20 protein-coding genes are annotated in these 17783 nt (G+C 70.0%); 11 read left to right on the forward strand and 9 right to left on the reverse strand.

Annotation, left to right across the window (positions count from 1 at the left end):
* Positions 1–54 precede the first annotated feature (54 nt).
* From AB0J16_RS38470 to AB0J16_RS38490, 5 genes are all read left to right on the forward strand, one after another.
* Positions 55–1182 carry a histidine kinase gene (locus tag AB0J16_RS38470; protein WP_358549195.1) on the forward strand — a complete coding sequence of 376 codons (1128 nt, stop codon included), beginning with the start codon at positions 55–57 and terminating at the stop codon, positions 1180–1182.
* Positions 1179–2324 (forward strand): histidine kinase, encoded by a 1146-nt coding sequence (locus tag AB0J16_RS38475; protein WP_358549197.1) that lies wholly within the window; start codon positions 1179–1181, stop codon positions 2322–2324. Before AB0J16_RS38470 ends, AB0J16_RS38475 begins: the two co-directional genes overlap by 4 nt.
* Entirely contained in the window at positions 2321–2920 is a 600-nt protein-coding gene (locus AB0J16_RS38480) for a response regulator transcription factor (protein WP_358549200.1), read from the forward strand. The genes AB0J16_RS38475 and AB0J16_RS38480 overlap by 4 nt, the downstream gene beginning before the upstream one ends.
* A 40-nt stretch (positions 2921–2960) precedes the next feature.
* On the forward strand, positions 2961–3476 hold the full coding sequence (locus AB0J16_RS38485) for a ricin-type beta-trefoil lectin domain protein (RefSeq protein ID WP_358549203.1): 516 nt from the start codon (positions 2961–2963) through the stop codon (positions 3474–3476).
* Positions 3477–3538: 62 nt separating this feature from the next.
* Positions 3539–4252: a hypothetical protein gene (locus AB0J16_RS38490; protein ID WP_358549206.1), complete on the forward strand. Its 714-nt coding sequence runs from the start codon at positions 3539–3541 to the stop codon at positions 4250–4252.
* Positions 4253–4337: 85 nt separating this feature from the next.
* On the opposite strand, the gene AB0J16_RS38495 is transcribed toward AB0J16_RS38490, so the two are convergent.
* Positions 4338–5258 (reverse strand): LysR family transcriptional regulator, encoded by a 921-nt coding sequence (locus tag AB0J16_RS38495; RefSeq protein ID WP_358549208.1) that lies wholly within the window; start codon positions 5256–5258, stop codon positions 4338–4340.
* 74 nt (positions 5259–5332) lie between these two features.
* On the opposite strand from AB0J16_RS38495, the gene AB0J16_RS38500 reads away from it, so the two are divergent.
* Both AB0J16_RS38500 and AB0J16_RS38505 read left to right on the forward strand, forming a co-directional pair.
* Entirely contained in the window at positions 5333–6910 is a 1578-nt protein-coding gene (locus tag AB0J16_RS38500; RefSeq protein ID WP_358549211.1) for an APC family permease, read from the forward strand.
* A gap of 5 nt (positions 6911–6915) precedes the next feature.
* On the forward strand, positions 6916–8052 hold the full coding sequence (locus AB0J16_RS38505) for an aminotransferase class I/II-fold pyridoxal phosphate-dependent enzyme (protein ID WP_358549309.1): 1137 nt from the start codon (positions 6916–6918) through the stop codon (positions 8050–8052).
* Here AB0J16_RS38505 and AB0J16_RS38510 read toward each other — a convergent pair.
* Positions 8049–8180 (reverse strand): hypothetical protein, encoded by a 132-nt coding sequence (locus tag AB0J16_RS38510; protein ID WP_358549213.1) that lies wholly within the window; start codon positions 8178–8180, stop codon positions 8049–8051. The genes AB0J16_RS38505 and AB0J16_RS38510 overlap by 4 nt on opposite strands.
* A gap of 39 nt (positions 8181–8219) precedes the next feature.
* Here AB0J16_RS38510 and AB0J16_RS38515 point away from each other — a divergent pair, with 39 nt between their 5' ends.
* Complete coding sequence (locus AB0J16_RS38515) at positions 8220–8978, forward strand: GntR family transcriptional regulator (RefSeq protein ID WP_358549215.1); 759 nt, start codon at positions 8220–8222, stop codon at positions 8976–8978.
* A gap of 101 nt (positions 8979–9079) precedes the next feature.
* Positions 9080–9601, forward strand: a complete 522-nt coding sequence (locus tag AB0J16_RS38520; RefSeq protein WP_358549217.1) for a hypothetical protein — start codon at positions 9080–9082, stop codon at positions 9599–9601.
* Positions 9602–9725: 124 nt separating this feature from the next.
* Here AB0J16_RS38520 and AB0J16_RS38525 read toward each other — a convergent pair whose 3' ends face one another.
* From AB0J16_RS38525 to AB0J16_RS38535, 3 genes are all read right to left on the reverse strand, one after another.
* The gene (locus AB0J16_RS38525) at positions 9726–10694 is read right to left on the reverse strand and encodes an aminoglycoside phosphotransferase family protein (protein WP_358549220.1); all 969 of its coding nucleotides are present in this window, start codon (positions 10692–10694) and stop codon (positions 9726–9728) included.
* Positions 10695–10774: 80 nt separating this feature from the next.
* Entirely contained in the window at positions 10775–12025 is a 1251-nt protein-coding gene (locus AB0J16_RS38530) for a class I SAM-dependent RNA methyltransferase (RefSeq protein WP_358549223.1), read from the reverse strand.
* A gap of 50 nt (positions 12026–12075) precedes the next feature.
* On the reverse strand, positions 12076–14127 hold the full coding sequence (locus AB0J16_RS38535) for an APC family permease (RefSeq protein WP_358549225.1): 2052 nt from the start codon (positions 14125–14127) through the stop codon (positions 12076–12078).
* Between the two features lie 103 nt (positions 14128–14230).
* On the opposite strand from AB0J16_RS38535, the gene AB0J16_RS38540 reads away from it, so the two are divergent.
* Together AB0J16_RS38540 and AB0J16_RS38545 are read left to right on the forward strand one after the other, a co-directional pair.
* A complete protein-coding gene (locus AB0J16_RS38540) occupies positions 14231–14896 on the forward strand; it encodes a TrkA family potassium uptake protein (RefSeq protein ID WP_357642478.1) in 666 nt (221 codons plus the stop codon).
* Positions 14896–15555, forward strand: coding sequence for a TrkA family potassium uptake protein (locus AB0J16_RS38545; RefSeq protein ID WP_357642476.1), 660 nt, complete (start codon positions 14896–14898; stop codon positions 15553–15555). Before AB0J16_RS38540 ends, AB0J16_RS38545 begins: the two co-directional genes overlap by 1 nt.
* A gap of 6 nt (positions 15556–15561) precedes the next feature.
* Here AB0J16_RS38545 and AB0J16_RS38550 read toward each other — a convergent pair whose 3' ends face one another.
* The 4 genes from AB0J16_RS38550 to dut are packed head-to-tail and all read right to left on the reverse strand — an operon-like array spanning position 15562 to position 17753.
* Positions 15562–16233, reverse strand: coding sequence for a DUF3159 domain-containing protein (locus tag AB0J16_RS38550; RefSeq protein ID WP_358549228.1), 672 nt, complete (start codon positions 16231–16233; stop codon positions 15562–15564).
* Between the two features lie 4 nt (positions 16234–16237).
* The gene (locus tag AB0J16_RS38555) at positions 16238–16624 is read right to left on the reverse strand and encodes an OB-fold nucleic acid binding domain-containing protein (protein WP_214635894.1); all 387 of its coding nucleotides are present in this window, start codon (positions 16622–16624) and stop codon (positions 16238–16240) included.
* A gap of 28 nt (positions 16625–16652) precedes the next feature.
* Positions 16653–17303 carry a DUF3710 domain-containing protein gene (locus AB0J16_RS38560; RefSeq protein WP_358549231.1) on the reverse strand — a complete coding sequence of 217 codons (651 nt, stop codon included), beginning with the start codon at positions 17301–17303 and terminating at the stop codon, positions 16653–16655.
* A 9-nt stretch (positions 17304–17312) separates the two neighbouring features.
* Positions 17313–17753, reverse strand: a complete 441-nt coding sequence (gene dut / locus AB0J16_RS38565) for a dUTP diphosphatase (protein ID WP_357940828.1) — start codon at positions 17751–17753, stop codon at positions 17313–17315.
* Positions 17754–17783: the final 30 nt, after the last annotated feature.

Consider the following 17783-nt stretch of genomic DNA (forward strand, 5'->3'; position numbering starts at 1 on the left):
ACGGCCATAGGATTTTGTGAGCAGCGTGGCTTTTGTCGGCGAGAGAGGGGTGAGATGGCGACCCGTCCCGAGACGGCGAAGAAGATCCTCCTCTACTGGATGGACGCCACGGTCGCCCTGATGGGCTTCATGCTCTCGATGATGGTCCTCGCCTCGGCCCGCGAGGGGCGCATCTTCGTACCGCACGCGGTGGCCGCAGAGGTGTGCGTGCTGGCCGCGCTGGCGGTCCTCCCCCTGGTCCTGCGCGACGCCTACGACGACCGGCCGCGGCCCACGGCGAAGCTGGTCGCGGGCGGGCTGTTCGCCGCCGGCGCGGTGGCGCTCGTGCCGCCCTCCATCACCACCGCCGGGTCGTGGGAGATGGTCGGGTGCCTCTGGCTCTCGGCCCTCGCCCTCTACCTCCCGCTCCGGGCGACGGCCTGCGTGGGCGCCGCGCTGGTCGCGCTGACCACCTTCTATGTGTCGGCGGTCAGCGACCAGCCTTGGCAGTACCTCCTGATCTCCCTCACGGTGTCCGCCGTGCTGCTGCCCGCCACCATGAGGCTCTGGCGCTGGCTGTGGTGGACGATCAGGGAGGCCTACGACAGCCGGGAGGCCAAGGCCACCCTGGCCGTGTCGAACGAGCGGCTGCGCTTCGCCCGCGACCTGCACGACCTGCTCGGCCACAGCCTGTCCGTCCTCACGCTGAAGAGCGAGCTGGCCGCCAAGCTGGCCACCATCGACACGGGCAAGGCGGCGGCCGAGATGGCCGACGTACGCCGCCTGGCCGCCGAGTCGCTCGCCGAGGTGCAGGTGGCCGTGGACGGCTACCGGGTGCTCGACCTGGACGAGGAGCTCGCCGGGGTCCGCGCCGCGCTGGAGGCGGCGGGCGCGCGGTGCGTCATCGAAGCCAGGACCGACGACCTGTCCCCCGCCGCCCGTACGCTGCTCGCCTGGGCGGTGCGCGAGGGGGCCACCAACGTGCTCAAGCACAGTACGGCCACGCGCTGCGCGATCGTCATCGACGGTGGCGTGCTAGAGATGCGCAACGACGGTGTGCCCGGGCCCGCGACCAGCTGGGCGACCGGGGCCGGGAGCGGGCTGCGCGGGCTGGCCGAGCGCATGGGGGCCGCGGGCGGCTCGTTCACGGCGGCCACCACGCCCGCGGGCGAGTTCCTGCTGCGGGCGGCGGTGCCCGCATGAGGGCGGTGGGCGGCGGCCGGCTACAGCGGGCGAGCCAGGCGGGCGGCGGCCGGCTTCGGCGGGCGAGCCGGCTCGACAAGGTGCGCTGGCTGATCGTCTACAGCACCGACATCGCCAACCTGCTCGCCCTGATCGGGCTCTTCGAGCTGTACGCCCGGTGGAGTGCGGGCTTTCCCGCCGCCCTCACGATAGCGGCGGCCGTCCTGCTCCTCGTACTGGTCGGGCTGGCCACCCGCCCGTTCAGGATCGCCGTCAGGGGCGGCCGGCGGCCGACCGGGATCCTGGCGGTCGCCGGGGTCATCACGCTGCTCCTGACCGTCTTGGCGCTGGTCTGGGCGATCCCGGTGTGGCTGGGAATGCTCGCCCTGTTCGTCCGCAGGCGCACCATCCTCATCCTGGCCGCCGGGTCGATCGTGGTCGTCAACGCGTACGTCACGCTCGCGGTCGGGTTCCTGATCGAGGTCCTCCTCGTCCAGACCATCCTCACCGCCATCGTCAGCGGCGGCGTCCTGGCGAACCTGTGGCTGTGGCGCGTGGCCAGGGACGCCCACGAGGGCCAGGAGGCCAGGGCCAGGCTCGCGGTGTCGGAGGAGCGCCTGCGCTTCGCCCGCGACCTGAACGACCTGCTCGGCCAGAGCCTCGCCGACATCTCGGCCAGGGCCGGGGCCGCCTCCCAGACGCTGCGCGAGGATCCCTCGGCGGCGGCGGGCGAGATGTTCGAGGTACGCGACCTGGCCAGGCAGACGCTGCGCGAGGTGCGGTCCACCGTGCAGAGCTATCGGGCCGTGGACCTCGACGAGGTCCTGGCCAGCGTGCGGGCGGTGCTGGAGGCGGCGGACGTACGCTGCGTCGTCCGGGCGGACACGGGCTCGCTGACCGCCGAGACCCGCACACTGCTGGCCACCGTGGTCCGCGAAGGCGCGACCAACATCCTCAAGCACAGCAAAGCCGGACATTGCACGATAACGATCGAGGACGGGGTGCTGGAGATGTCCAACGACGGGGTCGACGGGCCGGTGAGCGACCACGCGCCGGACGGGCTCGGCGGCCTGTCGCAGCGGCTCAGCGCCGCAGGCGGCACGCTGTCGGCGGCGCCTACGGACGACGGCGCCTACCTGCTCAGGGCGGCGGTCCCGGCATGACGACGCGCGTACTGCTGGCCGACGACGAGCACCTGGTGCGCGGCGCCCTGGCGGCCCTGCTCGACCTGGAGGCGGGCATCGAGGTGGTCGCCCAGGTCGGCCGGGGCGACGAGGTGCTGACCGCCGTCGTCGAGCACCGCCCCGACGTGGCCGTACTCGACATCGAGATGCCCGGCATGGACGGGCTGAGCGCGGCGGAGCAGATCAGCTCCATGTGCAAGATCGTCATCCTGACCAGCCTGGGGCGGCCCGGCTACCTGCGCAGGGCGATGGCGGCGGGGGTGAGCGGCTTCCTCGGCAAGGACGCCTCGGCCGAGGAGCTGGCCATGGCGATCCGCAAGGTTCAGTCGGGCGGCCGCTATCTGGACGCCGAACTCGCGGCGGCGGCCATGGCCGCGGGCGACAGCCCCCTCACCGAACGGGAACGGGACGCCCTGCGCCTGGCCGACGACGGGGCCACGATCGCGCGGATCGCGGCCGAGCTGCACCTCACCGAGGGCACCGTACGCAACTACCTGTCCAGCGCGATGACCAAGCTGAACGCCCAGAACCGGCTCGAAGCCATCCGTACGGCTCAGCGGATGGGGTGGCTGTGAAGCTCATTCGCCGCTCGCGGTCTGGATAGCATGCCGACCCATGAGCAGACGGGCAAAGATCGCAAAGGTGGCCCTCACGGCAACCGTCCTGGCCGCCCTGACACCGACGGCGCCGGCGCTGGCGGACAGCGGCTACGTGATCAAAAACGTCTCCACCCTTATGTGCCTCACCATCGGCGGGGACAGCTCAACGCGGCGGATGGGCAACATCGCGCGGACCTGGGAATGCCAGCCCGGCCTCCAGGGCTACTTATGGAATCGCACTGCCCGCTCCCAACTCGCCAGCGCCGACTTTCACGGCAAGCTGTGCATCGATGCGCCCAAAGGCCCGCTCGTGCTCGTACGCCGCTGCGGGTCCGATCTCAAGCATCAGCGGTTGACCTTCTCCACCATCAAGACCAACTACGGCGACTGGTTTCTGATCAAGTGGACGGGCCTGTCACCGGCGACTTGCCTGAACAGCAACGACAAGGGCCAGGTCTTCGGCTCGCGCTGCGATCCGGGCAGCACGAACCAGAACTGGACGCTGGGGCCCCGGGTTCGTGTCGGCAAGTAGGCGATCGGCCGTGACGGCTCCCCTGAACAGGCGCGGTAACACCTAGCTCGGAGGATCACCTGATGTCAGATGGTGCGCAGGGGGCCGGCGGCGCGGACGACGCCTCAATGGACTACTACCTGATCTTCGCCGCGCCGGAGGACAGGGACCGTGGAGCGCCTCCCCTGGGGATCCTGGTCGAGGAGTTCGTCCTCTGCGCCGACTACACCGCGGCCGGTATCGACAGTGTCGAGTGGTCGGCGGCGACCGGTGCCTGGCGCGGTTCGGCCACGACGAGCCGCGACATCCGTACCGACGCCCTGCCGCGTTCGCGGGTGATCCCGGTGAGCCGTCACGACGCGAGCGACGCTTACCAGGCGTGCGGCGGGGGCGAACTGCCGCGGGAGGCGGAGATCCGCACCTTGTCCCGCGAACGCCAGTCGTTGCTGGCCGCCGCGCCGCTCGACCTGGGCACGACCGGATCGCGCCGCTACCGCGTCCTGTTCGCCGGGGAACCGCGCGACCTGGGGAGCCTTCGCTCTGCCCTGAGGCTGGAGCCGGTCGAAGACCCCGCGGATCCCCTGGCCCGCGTGGTCGGCACGGCGACGGCGACCGCCGCGGGGCACGACTTCACCTGGGAATTACGGCGGATCGGTCCGGGAATCGCCTGGTGTCTCGATGTGACCGTACGCCTGGGAACCGGCCCGGAGGCCCCCATCGGGGCGCTGCTCCACCACCATCGACAGGCGATCCGCGGGCAATGCCTGATTCCCGTCACCATCGAAAGATTCGCCTGAACGCGCCGACACGGTCGTCTGGCTGGGCCTGCCGCGCCGCACCGGTGTCCTCGCTGCGGCGGAGACCGGGCCAAGGTACTGCCGATCAACCCTCCTCGAAGGCGGCGCGGAGTGCGGGGAGGTTGTCCAGCAGGGTGCGCACGCCGAGCCGGTCGGCGGTAGCTGAGGCGTAGACGAACTGCACGTCGACCCGCCAGCCGCCGAACCGTAGCGGCAGGAGCACAGTGTCACCGTCCCGGATCGATCGCGCTGCGACGAAGCGGGGGACTATGGCGACGAAGCCCGCGTCGACCGCCAGCCGGATCGCGGTCGACGGCAGGCCGGTGGTGTGGATCGGGGCGTTCAGTCCTCGGTCCGGATGTTCGAGGGAAGCGGCGAGTTCCTGGGCGTCACGACCCCACCGGTAGACGATGACGCCCGTTCCGCTGAGGTGTTCGATCCTGAGGCGTCTGCGTCCGGCGAGAGGATGGTCCCGATGGCACACCGCCACCAGCGCGGAGCGGTCGATCGGCTCGGACCGCAGCCCGCGCAACGGCACCTTGGGCATCACGAATCCGGCGTGGACGCTGCCGTCGACGAGGCGGCCGACGACCTCGCCGCTGTGCGCGACCCGGCAGTGCACGGCGATCGGTTCGCCCGCGACCGCCCGCAGCGCGGCGGGGAAGACGACGTCGCCGAGGCTCGCGGGCGCGGCGAGAACGAGCCGCTGGGTCTCGTGCTTCGCCACTCCGATGGCCGCCTCGTCGAGAAGGTCGAGACATCGCTGTGCGTAGTCGTTCAACCGCTCTCCGGCCGGTGTGGTGATGCTGCCCCGCGGGCCCCGCACGAGCAACGCGGTGCCGAGCTTGCGCTCCAGGGCGGCGATCCTGGCGCTGACCGACGGCGTCGACAGCCGTAGGTCGGTGGCCGCCGCGCCGAGGCTTCCCGTGCGGACCACCGTGGTGAACACGACCAGATCCATTGTCTCGATCTTGTGACCGGTGCCGCCGAAGCCGGGGACAGTCATAGGCACAGCCTAACCCTGGCCCCAGACATTTCAGGTCTACCTCAGCGATTCGGACATCATAGATAGTTCTGGGCATGACTCAGACGCCGTCGGCTGTTTCGCCGGGCGAGGATCTGCGCCTGCGGCGCGGGCTCGGCACCATCTCCCTTTCCCTGATCACCTTCTCCAGCGTCATCGGCTCGGGCTGGCTGCTCGCGCCGTACACCGTGGCCAAGGCGGCCGGGCCGGCCGCCTTCCTGTCCTGGACGATCGCCTCGGTCGCCACCGCCCTGGTGTCACTCGCCTTCATCGACCTCGCCTTCCGTCATCCGATGTCCGGCGGCAACGTCCGTTGGCCGCAACTGGCGTCAGGCCCACTGGTCGGCAGCGTGGTCGGCTGGGCGGTGTTTCTCCAGGCGGTCAGCGCCGGGCCGAGCGAGTCGACGGCGGTCGTGCAATACGCGGCCAAGTGGCTGCCTTGGGTGATGTCCGGCGAGTCGTTGAGCTGGCCGGGACGGCTGATCGCCGCCGGGCTGCTCGTGTTCTTCTGCACGCTCAACCTGTTCGGGATCAAACTGCTCGCCAAGGTGAACAACGTGGTCGCCACCATCAAGGTGGTGATCCCGGCACTTACCGTGATCCTTTTGCTGGCCAGCGGCTTCGACACGACCAACGTGGCGACCGGCGGCGGGATCGCGCCCTACGGCGTCTCGGCGGCACTCACCGCCGTGGTGGGCGGCGGGCTGGTGTACTCGTTCACCGGAATCAACGCCGCGGCCGTGATGTCCGGCGAGGCGAAGGATCCGCGCCGCACGGTGCCGAGGGCCACGCTGATCGTGCTGGCCGGGACGATCGTGCTGTACATGGGCCTGCAAGCGGTGATGATCTTCTCGTTGCCCAACGGGCTGCTCGGCAGCGGCTGGCACGGGATCAACCTCAGTTCGCCGCTCGCCTCGCTCGCCACTCTGCTCGGCCTGTCCTGGTTCGCCACCGTGCTGCTCGCCGACGCGATCTTCTCCCCTTCCGGCAGCCTGCTGATCGGCATCGGTGTCAAGGGCCGCTACACCTACGGCGCGGCGCAGAATGGCCTGCTGCCCGCCGCACTGACAAAAGTGGACGCGCGGTTCGGCATTCCCCGGCGCGCGCTGCTGCTCAACGTCGGCATCGGATCGGTCATCGTGCTCACCTTCGGGAACTGGAAATCCATCGCCAGCTCGCTGAGCTTCTACTACGGACTCTCCTATGCGGCCGTCTCGGTCGCGGTAACCGTACTCGCGGCGGCGACTCCGCCAGACCAGGGCTGGCTCCGAAGGTGGGCGATTCCGGTCGGCTTCGCGTCCTTCGTGCTTTCGGGCCTCATTCTCTACTGGTCGACCTGGGAAAAGATCCGGGTCGCCGTGCCGTTGCTGCTGATCGGCTTCCTGATCTACCTCGTCCGAACAACCAGGATGCGAGCGGCGGGCGGCTGGCTGGTGGGCTTCCTGCTCATGCTCGCGGTGCTGTCCGCGCTCGGCTCGTTCGAAGGGGCCGGCGTCGTCGCCGCGCCGTACGACTCCATTCTCGTCGGTGTGTTCAGCGCGGGAATCTGGTGGCTCGCGCACCGATCCGGCCTGCGCCACCAGCGATCACTGACAGCAGCAGCAACCTCACAAGACGTAAGGAGTATGGCTTGATCGAGATGGCGATCGACCTCGACTGGGACCTCGAGCGATCCCGCGCCCGGCGGAACAAGCGGTGGTCTCAGTACGACCGGGACATCATCGATCTCACCGTCGCCGAGATGGATCTGCCGGTCGCCGGACCCATCCTCGCCGCCGTTCAGGACGACGTGCGACGGCAGGCGTTCGGCTATCCGCTCGCCGACGAGCTCAGTGAGGTTCCCCAGGTGGCCGGCGAATGGCTCACCGAGGTGCACGGTCTCACGGTCGGCCCGGACCGAGTACGGCTGCTGCCGGAGCTGATGCGCGGCGTGACCATGTCGATCAGGCATCTGACCAGGGCGGGTTCGCCGGTGGTCGTGCCGACCCCGACCTACGGCCGGTTCTTCGACGCCATCCGGGTCGCCGGTCGCGAGGCCGTCGAGGTGCCGATGCGTATCGGAGAACGAGGCTACGAACTCGACCTCGACGGCATTGATCGGGCACTGCGCGCGGGCGCGGGCAGTGTCCTGCTCTGTCATCCCAGCAACCCAACGGGCCGCGTGTTCGATCGCGACGAATTGCGGGGCCTGGCCGAACTCGCCGCGCGGCACGGGGCGCGAGTGATCAGCGACGAGATCCACGCGCCGCTGCGCTATCACACCGGTTTCACTCCGTACGGCTCGCTCGACGACAACGCGATCACTCTGATCAGCGCGACCAAGGCGTGGAACTTCCCCGGCCTGCGGTGCGGGCTGATCGCTTTCAGCGATCCAGACGACGCGCGGCTCTGGCAGAGCCTGCCGAGGGCGGCGGTGGGCGGGATGAGTCCGCTCGGCATGACAGCCACCGTCGCCGCGCTCCGCGACGGCAGGCCGTGGCTGCGCGAGGCAGTCCGGTTCCTGGACGGCAACCGGAAGCTGGTCACCAACATGCTCGCCGACCTGGACATCGGATACATGGAGCCGGACGCGGGTTTCCTCGCCTGGCTCGACCTGCGCCGGTTCGGGCTCGCGGACCCGGCGGCCCACCTGCTGGACCGGACCAACATCGCCACCACCTCGGGAGCCGATCACGGAGCGTCGGGGGACGGCTTCATCCGGCTCAACTTCGCGACTCCGCCTGACGTGCTCACCGATGCCCTTGATCGAGTCATCAACTGCCTGGTCGGCCGCTAAGCGGTGCCCACGGTCAGCAGGTTGCCGGTGTGGAGGTCGCCGCGGAACCAGACCGGGGGCGCCCGCGCGACGCCGGCCCGCGTGGCGCGATTCCGGTCTGCCAGTCGATGAGCGGGCGGGACGGTCATGACATTAAGCTGATCGGGTCCGGCACAGGAAGGCCGCCCATGGCTCAGCCGCTCTACCAGCGGATCGTGAACGACTACCGCGAGGCCATCGAGTCCGGCAGGCTCCGCCCCGGCGAGCTCCTACCATCCGAACCGGAGCTCATCGCCCGATATCACGCCAGCAAGAGCACCGTCGGCAAGGCCATCGCCGCCTTGAAGGCGGAAGGGCTGGTGTTCAGCCAGCGCGGTCGCGGCGTCTTCGCCAGGCGCCGGCCCTCGGTTCGGCGCATCGCGTCTGAGCGGTATCGCGCGGACATGGAGCCGCAGGACACACCGCAGACGTCCTTCACAGCCGAGCAGGGCATCGCCTGGCAGGACTACCGGCTCGACCGGGCGTATGAGTGGATCGAGGCGGACGAGCGCCTGGGCGAACTGTTCGGCGTCGCGGTCGGGACGCGCGTCCTGGAGCGGCGCTTCGTCTTCCACGCCAAGGGAGAGCCGACCCAGATGTCCCGGCCGTGCCTGCTCGCCTCCGATGTCGAGGGCACGCCGGTCGCCGACCCCGATCGCGAACCGTGGCCGGGCGGAACCATCGCCCAACTGCGCTCCATCGGCATCGTCGTGGACGACGTCCAAGAGAGCGTCTCGGCGCGGATGCCCACGCCGGAGGAGACGACCACGTTGAGCATCGGATCCGGGGTGCCCGTGTTCGCCATCACCCGCCGCATGCTGGCCCAGGGCCGCGTTGTCGAAGTGGCCGATCCCATCGTCATCCCTGCCGATCGGGCGATTCTCGACTACCAGATCAAGCTCGGCTGACCCGGCCCCAACCCTTGAGCTCGCGGTCCGGGCGGCTTCGGTCGGCGGATTCGTGGTCGTCCCATCCAGCACCCGATTCCGCGCGCCGTCAAACTAGGACGGTGAACAGGATCATCGTCTGCGGCATCTCCGGGTCGGGCAAGACGACGCTCGCCAGGAAGCTGACCGCCCGGCTCGGCCTTCCCCGACACGAGCTCGACGCCCTGCATCACGGGCCCGGCTGGGTCAAGCGGCCGGAGTTCGAGGCTGACGTGGACGAGTTCAGCCGGGGCGAACGGTGGGTGACCGAGGACCAGTACCACCGCTCTTTGGGCGACCTCCTGTGGCAGCGCGCGGACACGGCCGTCTGGCTGGACCTGCCGCGCCGCACCGTGATGTGGCGGGTCGTACGCCGCTCACTCGGCCGCGCCATCACCCGGCGCGAGCTGTGGAACGGCAACCGGGAAGACTGGAGCTCCTGGCTCGAACCCGACCACCCGATCCGGTGGGCGTGGACACACCACCAGCGCCGCAGAACGCAGACCGCCGACCTCGTCACCCGCCATCCGGAGGTGACGGTGATCCGCCTGCGTACGGCACGAGCCGCGAAACGCTGGCTCGGCGACCTGCCCCCGAAGGCGTGAGCCCGCCTACCCGATCAGGTCGAAGGCCGGCCGGGGCTCGATCTTGGCCAGCCGTGCGGCGCCCGCCCGGCTCGCGGAATCTCACCTTCACCCACTCACCTCTTGAGCAAAGGCCGGACAGACGCTAGCCGATGAGGGCCTCGGTGATCTGGCGGGTGGTCTGCGCGGCGACCCGGGGGTTGGTGGCGGCGTAGGAGGTGTAGGCGTTCAGGCCGGTGGCGAGTGCCCAGCCGCGGCCGCGGGTCCAGGTGTCGTCATCCACGCCGAGCGCCGCGCGGAAGGCGGTCCGGCTCTCGGCCGACATCAGGGTGAAGGCGATGGTCAGGTCGCAGGCCGGGTCGCCGATGCCAAGCTCGCCGAAGTCGATGACCGCGCTGAGGCGGCCGTCGGCGGTCAGCAGGTTGCCGGTGTGGAAGTCGCCGTGGAACCAGACCGGAGGGCGGTCCCATCCGGGTACGCTCAGCGCCGCGTCCCACAGCTCGGTCATGGCTGCGGCGTCGAAAACGGCACCCAAGCCAGTGTCGACCGCGGCTCCCGACGCCGCTCCAGACGCCACCCCGGACACGACCCCAGACGTGGTGCCCACCTGCGCGATGGCGGCCCGCGTGGCGCGGTCCCGGTCTGCCAGTGGTCGCCCGGTGAGGTCCTCCCGGGCACTCGCGGCCGGAATGTCCCCGGGCGCGAATCGCTGAAGGGCGGTGAGGAACTCCGCCAGTTCGACGGCGGCCTCTGACGAGGAGGCCAGGGTCTCCACGGTCGCCACCTCGCCGTCCAGCCAGCGCGACACCGCCCACGGCCAGGGATAGCCGTAGCCGGGCTCACCCACCCCCACCGGCACCGGGATGGCCAGCGGCAGGTGCGGGGCGAGCCGGGGCAGCCACTCGTACTCCTTCTTGGCCTGCCCGATGGCCCCGGTGTGGCGGGGCAGCCGGACGGACAGCTCCTCGCCCAGCCGGTAGATCACGTGGTCCGAGCCGGCCGGTTCGAGCAGCTTCAGGGGCAGCTCGGCCCACTGCGGGAACTGGGCATCGACCAAGCGTCTGACCAGTGCGGCGTCGATGAGCGGCCGGGTGTGCGTGCTCGCGCTTGCCAAGACCAGCTCCAGGGATCGGCCCATGAGGACGTGCGGTGGATGGAGGTCTGCTTCCCATCACGACGATGCTGGGAAGGACGTCATCCCCTTGCCAGCAGGGCCACGCACTCCACATGATGGGTCATCGGGAAGGCGTCGAAGGCCCGCAGGTCGACCAGCCCGTAGCCGTCGTCGCCGAACCAGGCCAGGTCTCGGGCCAGCGTCGCCGGGTCGCACGAGACGTAGACGATCCGCGAGGACTCCAGCGCGGTGATCCGGTGGACCACGTCGCGTCCCAGCCCCGACCGGGGCGGATCGACGACGACGATGTCGGCCCGCTCGATCTGGAACCGGTCCAGCGCCTCCTCCACCCGTCCCCGTTCCACCCGGGCCTGCGGCAGGTCGCGCAGGTTGGCGCGGGCGTCGCGGACGGCCGACGCCTCCGACTCCAGGCCGAACACCGCGCCCTGCTCCCCCACGCCCTCCGCCAGGCCGGCGGCGAACAGGCCGACCCCGCAGTAGAGGTCCAGCGCCCACTCCCCCGGCTCCGGCGCGGCGTAGGACAGGACGGCGTCCAGCAAAGTCTCGGCGGCGCCCGGGTGCACCTGCCAGAAGCCGCTGCCCGCCACCCTGAACTCGCGGTCGCCCACCTGCTCGCGCAGCACGCCCGAGCCCTTGCGCGGGACGGTGTGGCCCTTGCCCTGGTCGAGCAGGATCGAGGCGGGCGCGTCGAGGTCGGGCACGGTCACGCTGCGCCTGGGGCGCGGCCTGACCACCACGGCCCGGTCGCCGGTCGAGGAGGCGATCACCTCGACGGCGGACGCGCCCTGCCACTCGCGCTGCTCGACGCCGACGGCCTCCACCTCCGGGTGCGCGATCAGGCAGGCGTCGACCACCTCGATGTCGTGCGAGCGGTGCCTGCGGAAGCCGAGCTCGCCGCTCGGCCGGGCGGCGAACTGTACGCGGGTGCGCCAGCCGAGCCCGTCCTTGGCGCCCGGCACCTCCTCGACCACGATCTCGCGCTCGATACCGGCCAGCCTGCTCAGCTGCTCGGCCACCACGGCGGCCTTGAGGCCACGCTGGGCCTCCTGGGTGGCGTGCTGCCAGTCGCAGCCGCCGCAGCGGCCGGGGCCCGCGTAGGGGCAGGGCGGGACCACGCGGTCGGGCGATGGCTCCAGCACCCGCACGGCGTCGGCCCGGAGGAAGCGGGTCGTCTCCTCGGTGACCTCGGCGATGACCCGCTCGCCGGGCAGCGCGTGGCGTACGAACACCACGCGCCCGTCATGGCGCGCCACGCACCAACCGCCATGGGCGACCGGACCTACCGTCAGCTCGAGAGATGCCTGTTCCACACGGACACCCTATGCCCTGACCGGCACTGCCACTTTCCGGACTTAGCCCGTTACGCGGAGTGGTCTCCGGCCTTGACCTGCTTCTTGACCACCTGATGTCCCGCCCGGCGCGAGGCACCCGGGGCGGCCGGCTCGGGGCGGCCCTTGAGCCGGTCGGAGGAGTGGAGCTGCCACGGCACGCTCGTCACCATGACGCCCGGCTTGAACAGCAGCCGCGCCTTCAGCCGCAGCGCGCTCTGGTTGTGCAGCAGGTGCTCCCACCAGTGCCCGACGACGTACTCGGGGATGAACACGGTGACCACGTCGCGCGGCGAGCGGCGGCGCAGCGTCTTGACGTAGTCGAGGATCGGCTGGGTGATCTCTCGGTACGGCGAGTCGAGCATCTTGAGCGGCACCGGGATGCCCCGGCGCTCCCACTCGTCCTGGAGCTGCCGCGCCTCGGCGCCCTCGACGCCGACGGTGATCGCCTCCAGCGTGGACGGCCGGGTGGCGCGGGCGTAGGCGAGCGCGCGCAGCGTCGGCTTGTGGATCTTGGAGACCAGGACGATCGCGTGGTTGCGCGCCGGCAGCGTCGACTCGTCGTACTCCTCGGTGATCTCCAGCTCGGCCGCCACGTTGTCGTAGTGGCGCCTGATGGCCTTCATCATGAGGAACAGGATCGGCATCGCGAAGCACACGATCCAGGCGCCGACCAGGAACTTCGTCAGCAGTACGACGACCAGCACCAGCCCGGTCATGATGCCGCCGAAGAAGTTGATCACTCGCGAGCGATGCATCTGGTGCCGGATCTTGGGGTCGGTCTCGGTCTTGAGATGGCGGGTCCAGTGGATGACCATGCCGATCTGACTGAGCGTGAAGGAGACGAAGACGCCGACGATATACAGGTTCAGCAGGCGGCTGACGTCGGCGTCGAAGCCCCACAGCAGCAGGCACGCGCCCAGCGCCAGGATGACGATGCCGTTGGAGAAGGCCAGCCGGTCGCCGCGGGTGTGCAGCTGGCGCGGCAGGTAGCGGTCCTGGGCCAGGATCGAGCCCAGCACCGGGAAGCCGTTGAAGGCGGTGTTGGCGGCCAGGAACAGGATGAGCGCGGTGACCGCCGAGATGATCACGAACGGCAGCGAGCCGCCGCCGAAGACCGCGTCGGCCACCTGCGAGATGATCGGCTGCTGGTAGTAGCCGGGCCCGACCGGCTGCCCGTCGGGCCCGTGCAGGTCCGTGGCCACCACGGACGGCTCGGCCACCTTCACGCCCGAGGCCAGGCCCAGCGCGATGATGCCGCCGAACATGGTGATGGCGACCAGGCCCATCATGAGCAGCGTGGTGGCGGCGTTCTTGCTCTTGGGCTTGCGGAAGGCGGGCACGCCGTTGCTGATGGCCTCGACGCCCGTCAGCGCCGCGCAGCCGGAGGAGAAGGCGCGCAGGATGAGGAAGGCGGCGGCGAAGGTGGTCAGGTTGGTCTGCTCGGCGTCGATGGTGAACCCGGCGCTGGGCGCCTGCAGCTCGTCGCCGAGCACCAGCAGCCGGAAGCCGCCCCAGGCGATCAGCCCCAGGACCGCGATCATGAACGCGTACGTCGGGACGGCGAAGGCGGCCCCCGACTCGCGCAGACCGCGCAGATTGACCACGGTGAGCAGGACGACGATGACGATGGCGACGGCCGGCTTGTGCTCGCCGACGAAGGGGATCGTGGCGCCCACGTAGTCGACGCCGTTGGCGACCGACACCGCCACGGTCAGCACGTAGTCGACCATGAGCGCGCTGGCCACGGTCAGGCCGGCGTTCTTGCCCAGGTTGGTGGTGGCCACCTCGTAGTCGCCACCACCGCTGGGGTAGGCGTGCACATTCTGCCGGTACGACGCCACCACCGTGAGCATCACGACCACGACGGCGATCGCGACCCATGGACTGTAGGCGTAGAACGACACTCCGGCCAGCGACAGGATGACCAGAATCTCCTGCGGCGCGTACGCCACAGAGGACAGGGCGTCGCTGGCGAAGACCGGCAGGGCAATGCGTTTGGGCAGCAGCTGCTCGTGGAGCTGGCCGCTGCGCAGCGCCCGGCCCACCAGCACGCGTTTGACAAGATCCGTTACCTTCGCCACGTTACGAGATGCTAGCCCCCCGCTGTAGGGGCGCCGACGTTGCGCTCCCTTATCGCGCCATACTGGTGTCGAGCAACCGGCCGACCGCGAAGTGCGGGGGAGTATGCATATAGTGATCATGGGATGTGGCCGGGTCGGTTCGACCTTGGCTCACATCCTCGAGGACAACGGCCATACGGTCGCGATCATCGACCGGGATCCGCAGGCGTTTCGCCGGCTGCGGGCCGGTTTCCGGGGGCGCCGGGTGACCGGTGTCGGATTCGACCGCGATGTGCTCACCGAGGCGGGCATCGAGTCCGCTTCCGCGTACGTGGCGGTCTCCAGCGGCGACAACTCCAACATCATCTCGGCGCGGGCGGCGCGCGAGACGTTCGGCGTCGACAATGTGGTGGCCCGCATCTACGACCCGCGGCGGGCCGAGGTCTACCAGCGCCTCGGCATCCCGACGGTGGCGACCGTGCGATGGACCGCCGACCAGATCCTGCGCCGCATCCTGCCCGAGGGCGCCGAGCCGCTCTGGCGCGACCCCACCGGCACTGTGGTCCTGGCCGAGGTCGCCGCGCACACCGGCTGGATCGGCACCCGGGCCGTCGAACTGGAGGAGCGAGGCAGGGTCCGCGTCGCCTACCTCAACCGCATGGGCGAGGCCCTGGTCATCGCCGACGACACCGTGATCCAGGACGGCGACGTGCTGCACGTCATCGCCACAGAGAGCGACATGGACCGGATCAACAAGGTGCTCGCGGCGGCACCGGAAGAGGACCACTGATGCGCGTCGCCATCGCCGGAGCGGGGGCCGTGGGCCGGTCCATCGCGGCCGAGCTGCTGGAGAACGGCCACGAGGTCCTGCTGATCGACATCGACCCCAGGGCCATCAAGATCGACAGCGTGCCACGGGCGGAGTGGCTGCTGGCCGACGCCTGCGAGATCGCCTCGCTCGATGAGGCGGGGCTCAACAACTGCCACGTCGTCGTCGCCTCCTCCGGGGACGACAAGGTCAACCTCGTGGTGTCGCTGCTGGCCAAGACCGAGTACGGCGTGCCGCGCGTGGTGGCCAGGATCAACCACCCCAACAACGAGTGGCTGTTCAACGAGTCGTGGGGCGTCGACGTGGCGGTCTCGACGCCGCGCCTGCTGAGCGCGCTGGTCGAGGAGGCGGTGAGCGTCGGCGACCTGGTGCGCCTGATGACCTTCCGTCAGGGGCAGGCCAACCTGGTCGAGCTCACCCTGGCCGAGGACGCGCCCGTGGTGGGCCAGCGGGCCGGCTCGGTGCCGTGGCCCAATGACTCGGCGCTGGTCGCGATCCTGCGCGAGGGCCGAGTGCTGGTGCCGACCAACGACGACCCGCTCGAGGCAGGCGACGAACTCCTCTTCGTCGCCAACCAGGAGGTGGAGCAGGAGCTGGCGCACCTGCTCTCACAACACTGAAAAACGTCAGGCGGGGGCGACCGGCGACTTGATCGGCGTTCGCCCCTTGCCGAGCAGCCACAGCATCGCGCCGAGCGCGGCCACCTGGAGCGGCCAGCCCATCGCGATCTTCGCCAGGCCGAGGGCGGCCACGGCCTCGTCACCGCCGCCCAGCAGCCACACGGGCAGCTGCACGGCCACCCTGACCACGCACGGGAGCATCAGCAGCCAGGTGAGCTTGACGCAGAGCTTCACGATGCCCGGATCCTTGTGCCAGGCGGTGGGGTCACCGGTGACCGAGCCGATCAGGAACCCGACCACGGGCCACCGGGTGACGATCGACAGCAGCATCGCCACCGAGTAGCCGGCGTTCCACAGGATGCCGGGCAGGAAATAGTCCTTCGCGTCGCCGGTGCGGCTGGCGAAGAACGCGCCGATGGCGATGCCGATCAGGCTGTTGATCACGAACTGCGGCGTCGACCGCTGCGCGATCCTGGCCAGCAGGAGCAGGACCGCCAGCGAGATGCTGACGATGAGCGAGGTCTTCAGATCCTCGCTGATGATCCATGACAGCGTGAACGCGATGGTCGGCACCGCCGCCTCGATGATTCCGCGCACTCCCCCGAACGCCTTGGCGAGCTGGGCTCGCACCGCCGCTTCCACGGTGTCGTGGGCGACCTCTTCCGCCTCAGCACTCACCTGATCAACTCCCTGGGCGCAGCTCGTATCGAGGATTGAACATCACCTTGCGCCCGTCCTGCATGCTGACCAGGCCTTCGGCCTTGACGGTGCGCCCGGGCTCGATGCCCGCGATCTTGCGGCGGCCGAGCCACACCAGGTCGATGACGTCGGACCCGTCGTAGAGCTCGGCCTCAAGGGCGGGCGCGCCGCCCCTGGGTCGCAGTGTCACGGTACGTAGCGTACCGGCCACGCAGAAGCGGCGGCGGCCGCCACACGAGACGATCGGGGTCGCGCCGACCTCGTCGACGTCTTCCCGTAGTTCCTGGGCTTCGATTTCGGACTGGGTGGAGGCCAGCCGACTGAAGAACCCGCGCAATCCCCCGCGTTTGGGGGGCTCTGCCGTACTCATGATGACTCAGCCTACGTGATGTGGGCGGTCAGCGAATCTCGCTGATCTCGGGACCTCGTTTGAACGGGTTGAGCCCCTGGCTGTCGACCGTTTCGGCGCCCTGCTCGTTGGGTCGGCGCAGCGTGATCGGTTCTTCCCGGGCCATCGGCTCGGTGCCCCGCACGACCACGACGTCCTTGATGAAGTCGAGGAAGACGTTCGCCACGTTCTCGTCGAGCGCGGCGCGGCCACTGATCATCGCCAGTACGAACCAGCGCGGCCCGTCGATGCCGATGTAGCGGGCCTTGCGGGTGGTGTTGCCCTCGCCGGCGATCTCGCCGATCAGCTCGGGTCCGTAGGGGCCCTCCTGCTCGACGAGGTCCTTGGCCCCGGCCCGGATCTTGGCCCTGACCTCGTCCCAGAGCCCCATGCTCTTGGACGCGGCCAGCGCCTGGAGCTGGAGCGAACTCTCCTCGTAGAGCGCGACGACCCCGACGTTCTGGTCTCCCACCGAGGCCAGCCGCAGGTCGAAGTCCGGGTTGTGCGGCAGGAGCAGCCCGCCGAGGTCGATCCTGTCGGTCTCGGGGTGGGGCTCGTCGGCGTCCCACGGGCCGGACTCGCGCGTTGGGGCGGCGGATGCCTGCTGCTCTGCCGCCTGATCCGGCTGCTCACGACGGCGTCGTCGGAACACTGTGCTCACTCTCCCTGGTTAACGTCCTGTTGATCCGAAACCGCCGGTGCCGCGGGCCGAGCCGGGCAGCTGCTCCACCTCGGTGAAGGCCGCCCGCTCGACGCGCTGGACGACCAGCTGGGCCACCCGGTCACCGCGGCTCAGGCGGAAGGGCTCCTTGGCGTCGGTGTTGATCACCGTCACCCGGATCTCGCCGCGATAGCCGGCGTCGACCGTGCCTGGCGCGTTGACCAGCGTGACGCCGTGCCTGGCGGCCAGGCCCGAGCGAGGGTGCACGAACGCGGCGTAGCCGTCGGGCAGCGCGATCGCGACGCCCGTCCCGACCATGGCCCGCTCTCCGGGCAGCAGCTCGACGTCCGCGGCCGCGTAGAGATCGGCGCCCGCGTCGCCCGGATGGGCGTAGGACGGCACCGGCAGCCCGTCGTCGAGTCGCTGGATGAGGACCTGCACGTCGGTCAAGGGTTCACCTCATGGTCATGGTGCTCGGCG

Source organism: Nonomuraea sp. NPDC049750, assembly GCF_040659625.1.
Lineage (GTDB): Bacteria > Actinomycetota > Actinomycetes > Streptosporangiales > Streptosporangiaceae > Nonomuraea.

Bases quoted from the DNA above. Each gene is read 5' to 3' on its own strand.
- AB0J16_RS38505 (WP_358549309.1), top strand. From the start codon at position 6,916: ATGGCGATCGACCTCGACTGGGACCTCGAGCGATCCCGCGCCCGGCGG.
- AB0J16_RS38495 (WP_358549208.1), bottom strand. From the start codon at position 5,258: ATGACTGTCCCCGGCTTCGGCGGCACCGGTCACAAGATCGAGACAATG.
- AB0J16_RS38545 (WP_357642476.1), top strand. From the start codon at position 14,896: ATGCGCGTCGCCATCGCCGGAGCGGGGGCCGTGGGCCGGTCCATCGCG.
- AB0J16_RS38490 (WP_358549206.1), top strand. From the start codon at position 3,539: ATGTCAGATGGTGCGCAGGGGGCCGGCGGCGCGGACGACGCCTCAATG.
- AB0J16_RS38475 (WP_358549197.1), top strand. From the start codon at position 1,179: ATGAGGGCGGTGGGCGGCGGCCGGCTACAGCGGGCGAGCCAGGCGGGC.
- AB0J16_RS38540 (WP_357642478.1), top strand. From the start codon at position 14,231: ATGCATATAGTGATCATGGGATGTGGCCGGGTCGGTTCGACCTTGGCT.
- AB0J16_RS38500 (WP_358549211.1), top strand. From the start codon at position 5,333: ATGACTCAGACGCCGTCGGCTGTTTCGCCGGGCGAGGATCTGCGCCTG.
- AB0J16_RS38515 (WP_358549215.1), top strand. From the start codon at position 8,220: ATGGCTCAGCCGCTCTACCAGCGGATCGTGAACGACTACCGCGAGGCC.
- AB0J16_RS38485 (WP_358549203.1), top strand. From the start codon at position 2,961: ATGAGCAGACGGGCAAAGATCGCAAAGGTGGCCCTCACGGCAACCGTC.
- AB0J16_RS38480 (WP_358549200.1), top strand. From the start codon at position 2,321: ATGACGACGCGCGTACTGCTGGCCGACGACGAGCACCTGGTGCGCGGC.
- AB0J16_RS38555 (WP_214635894.1), bottom strand. From the start codon at position 16,624: ATGAGTACGGCAGAGCCCCCCAAACGCGGGGGATTGCGCGGGTTCTTC.
- AB0J16_RS38470 (WP_358549195.1), top strand. From the start codon at position 55: ATGGCGACCCGTCCCGAGACGGCGAAGAAGATCCTCCTCTACTGGATG.
- AB0J16_RS38510 (WP_358549213.1), bottom strand. From the start codon at position 8,180: ATGACCGTCCCGCCCGCTCATCGACTGGCAGACCGGAATCGCGCCACG.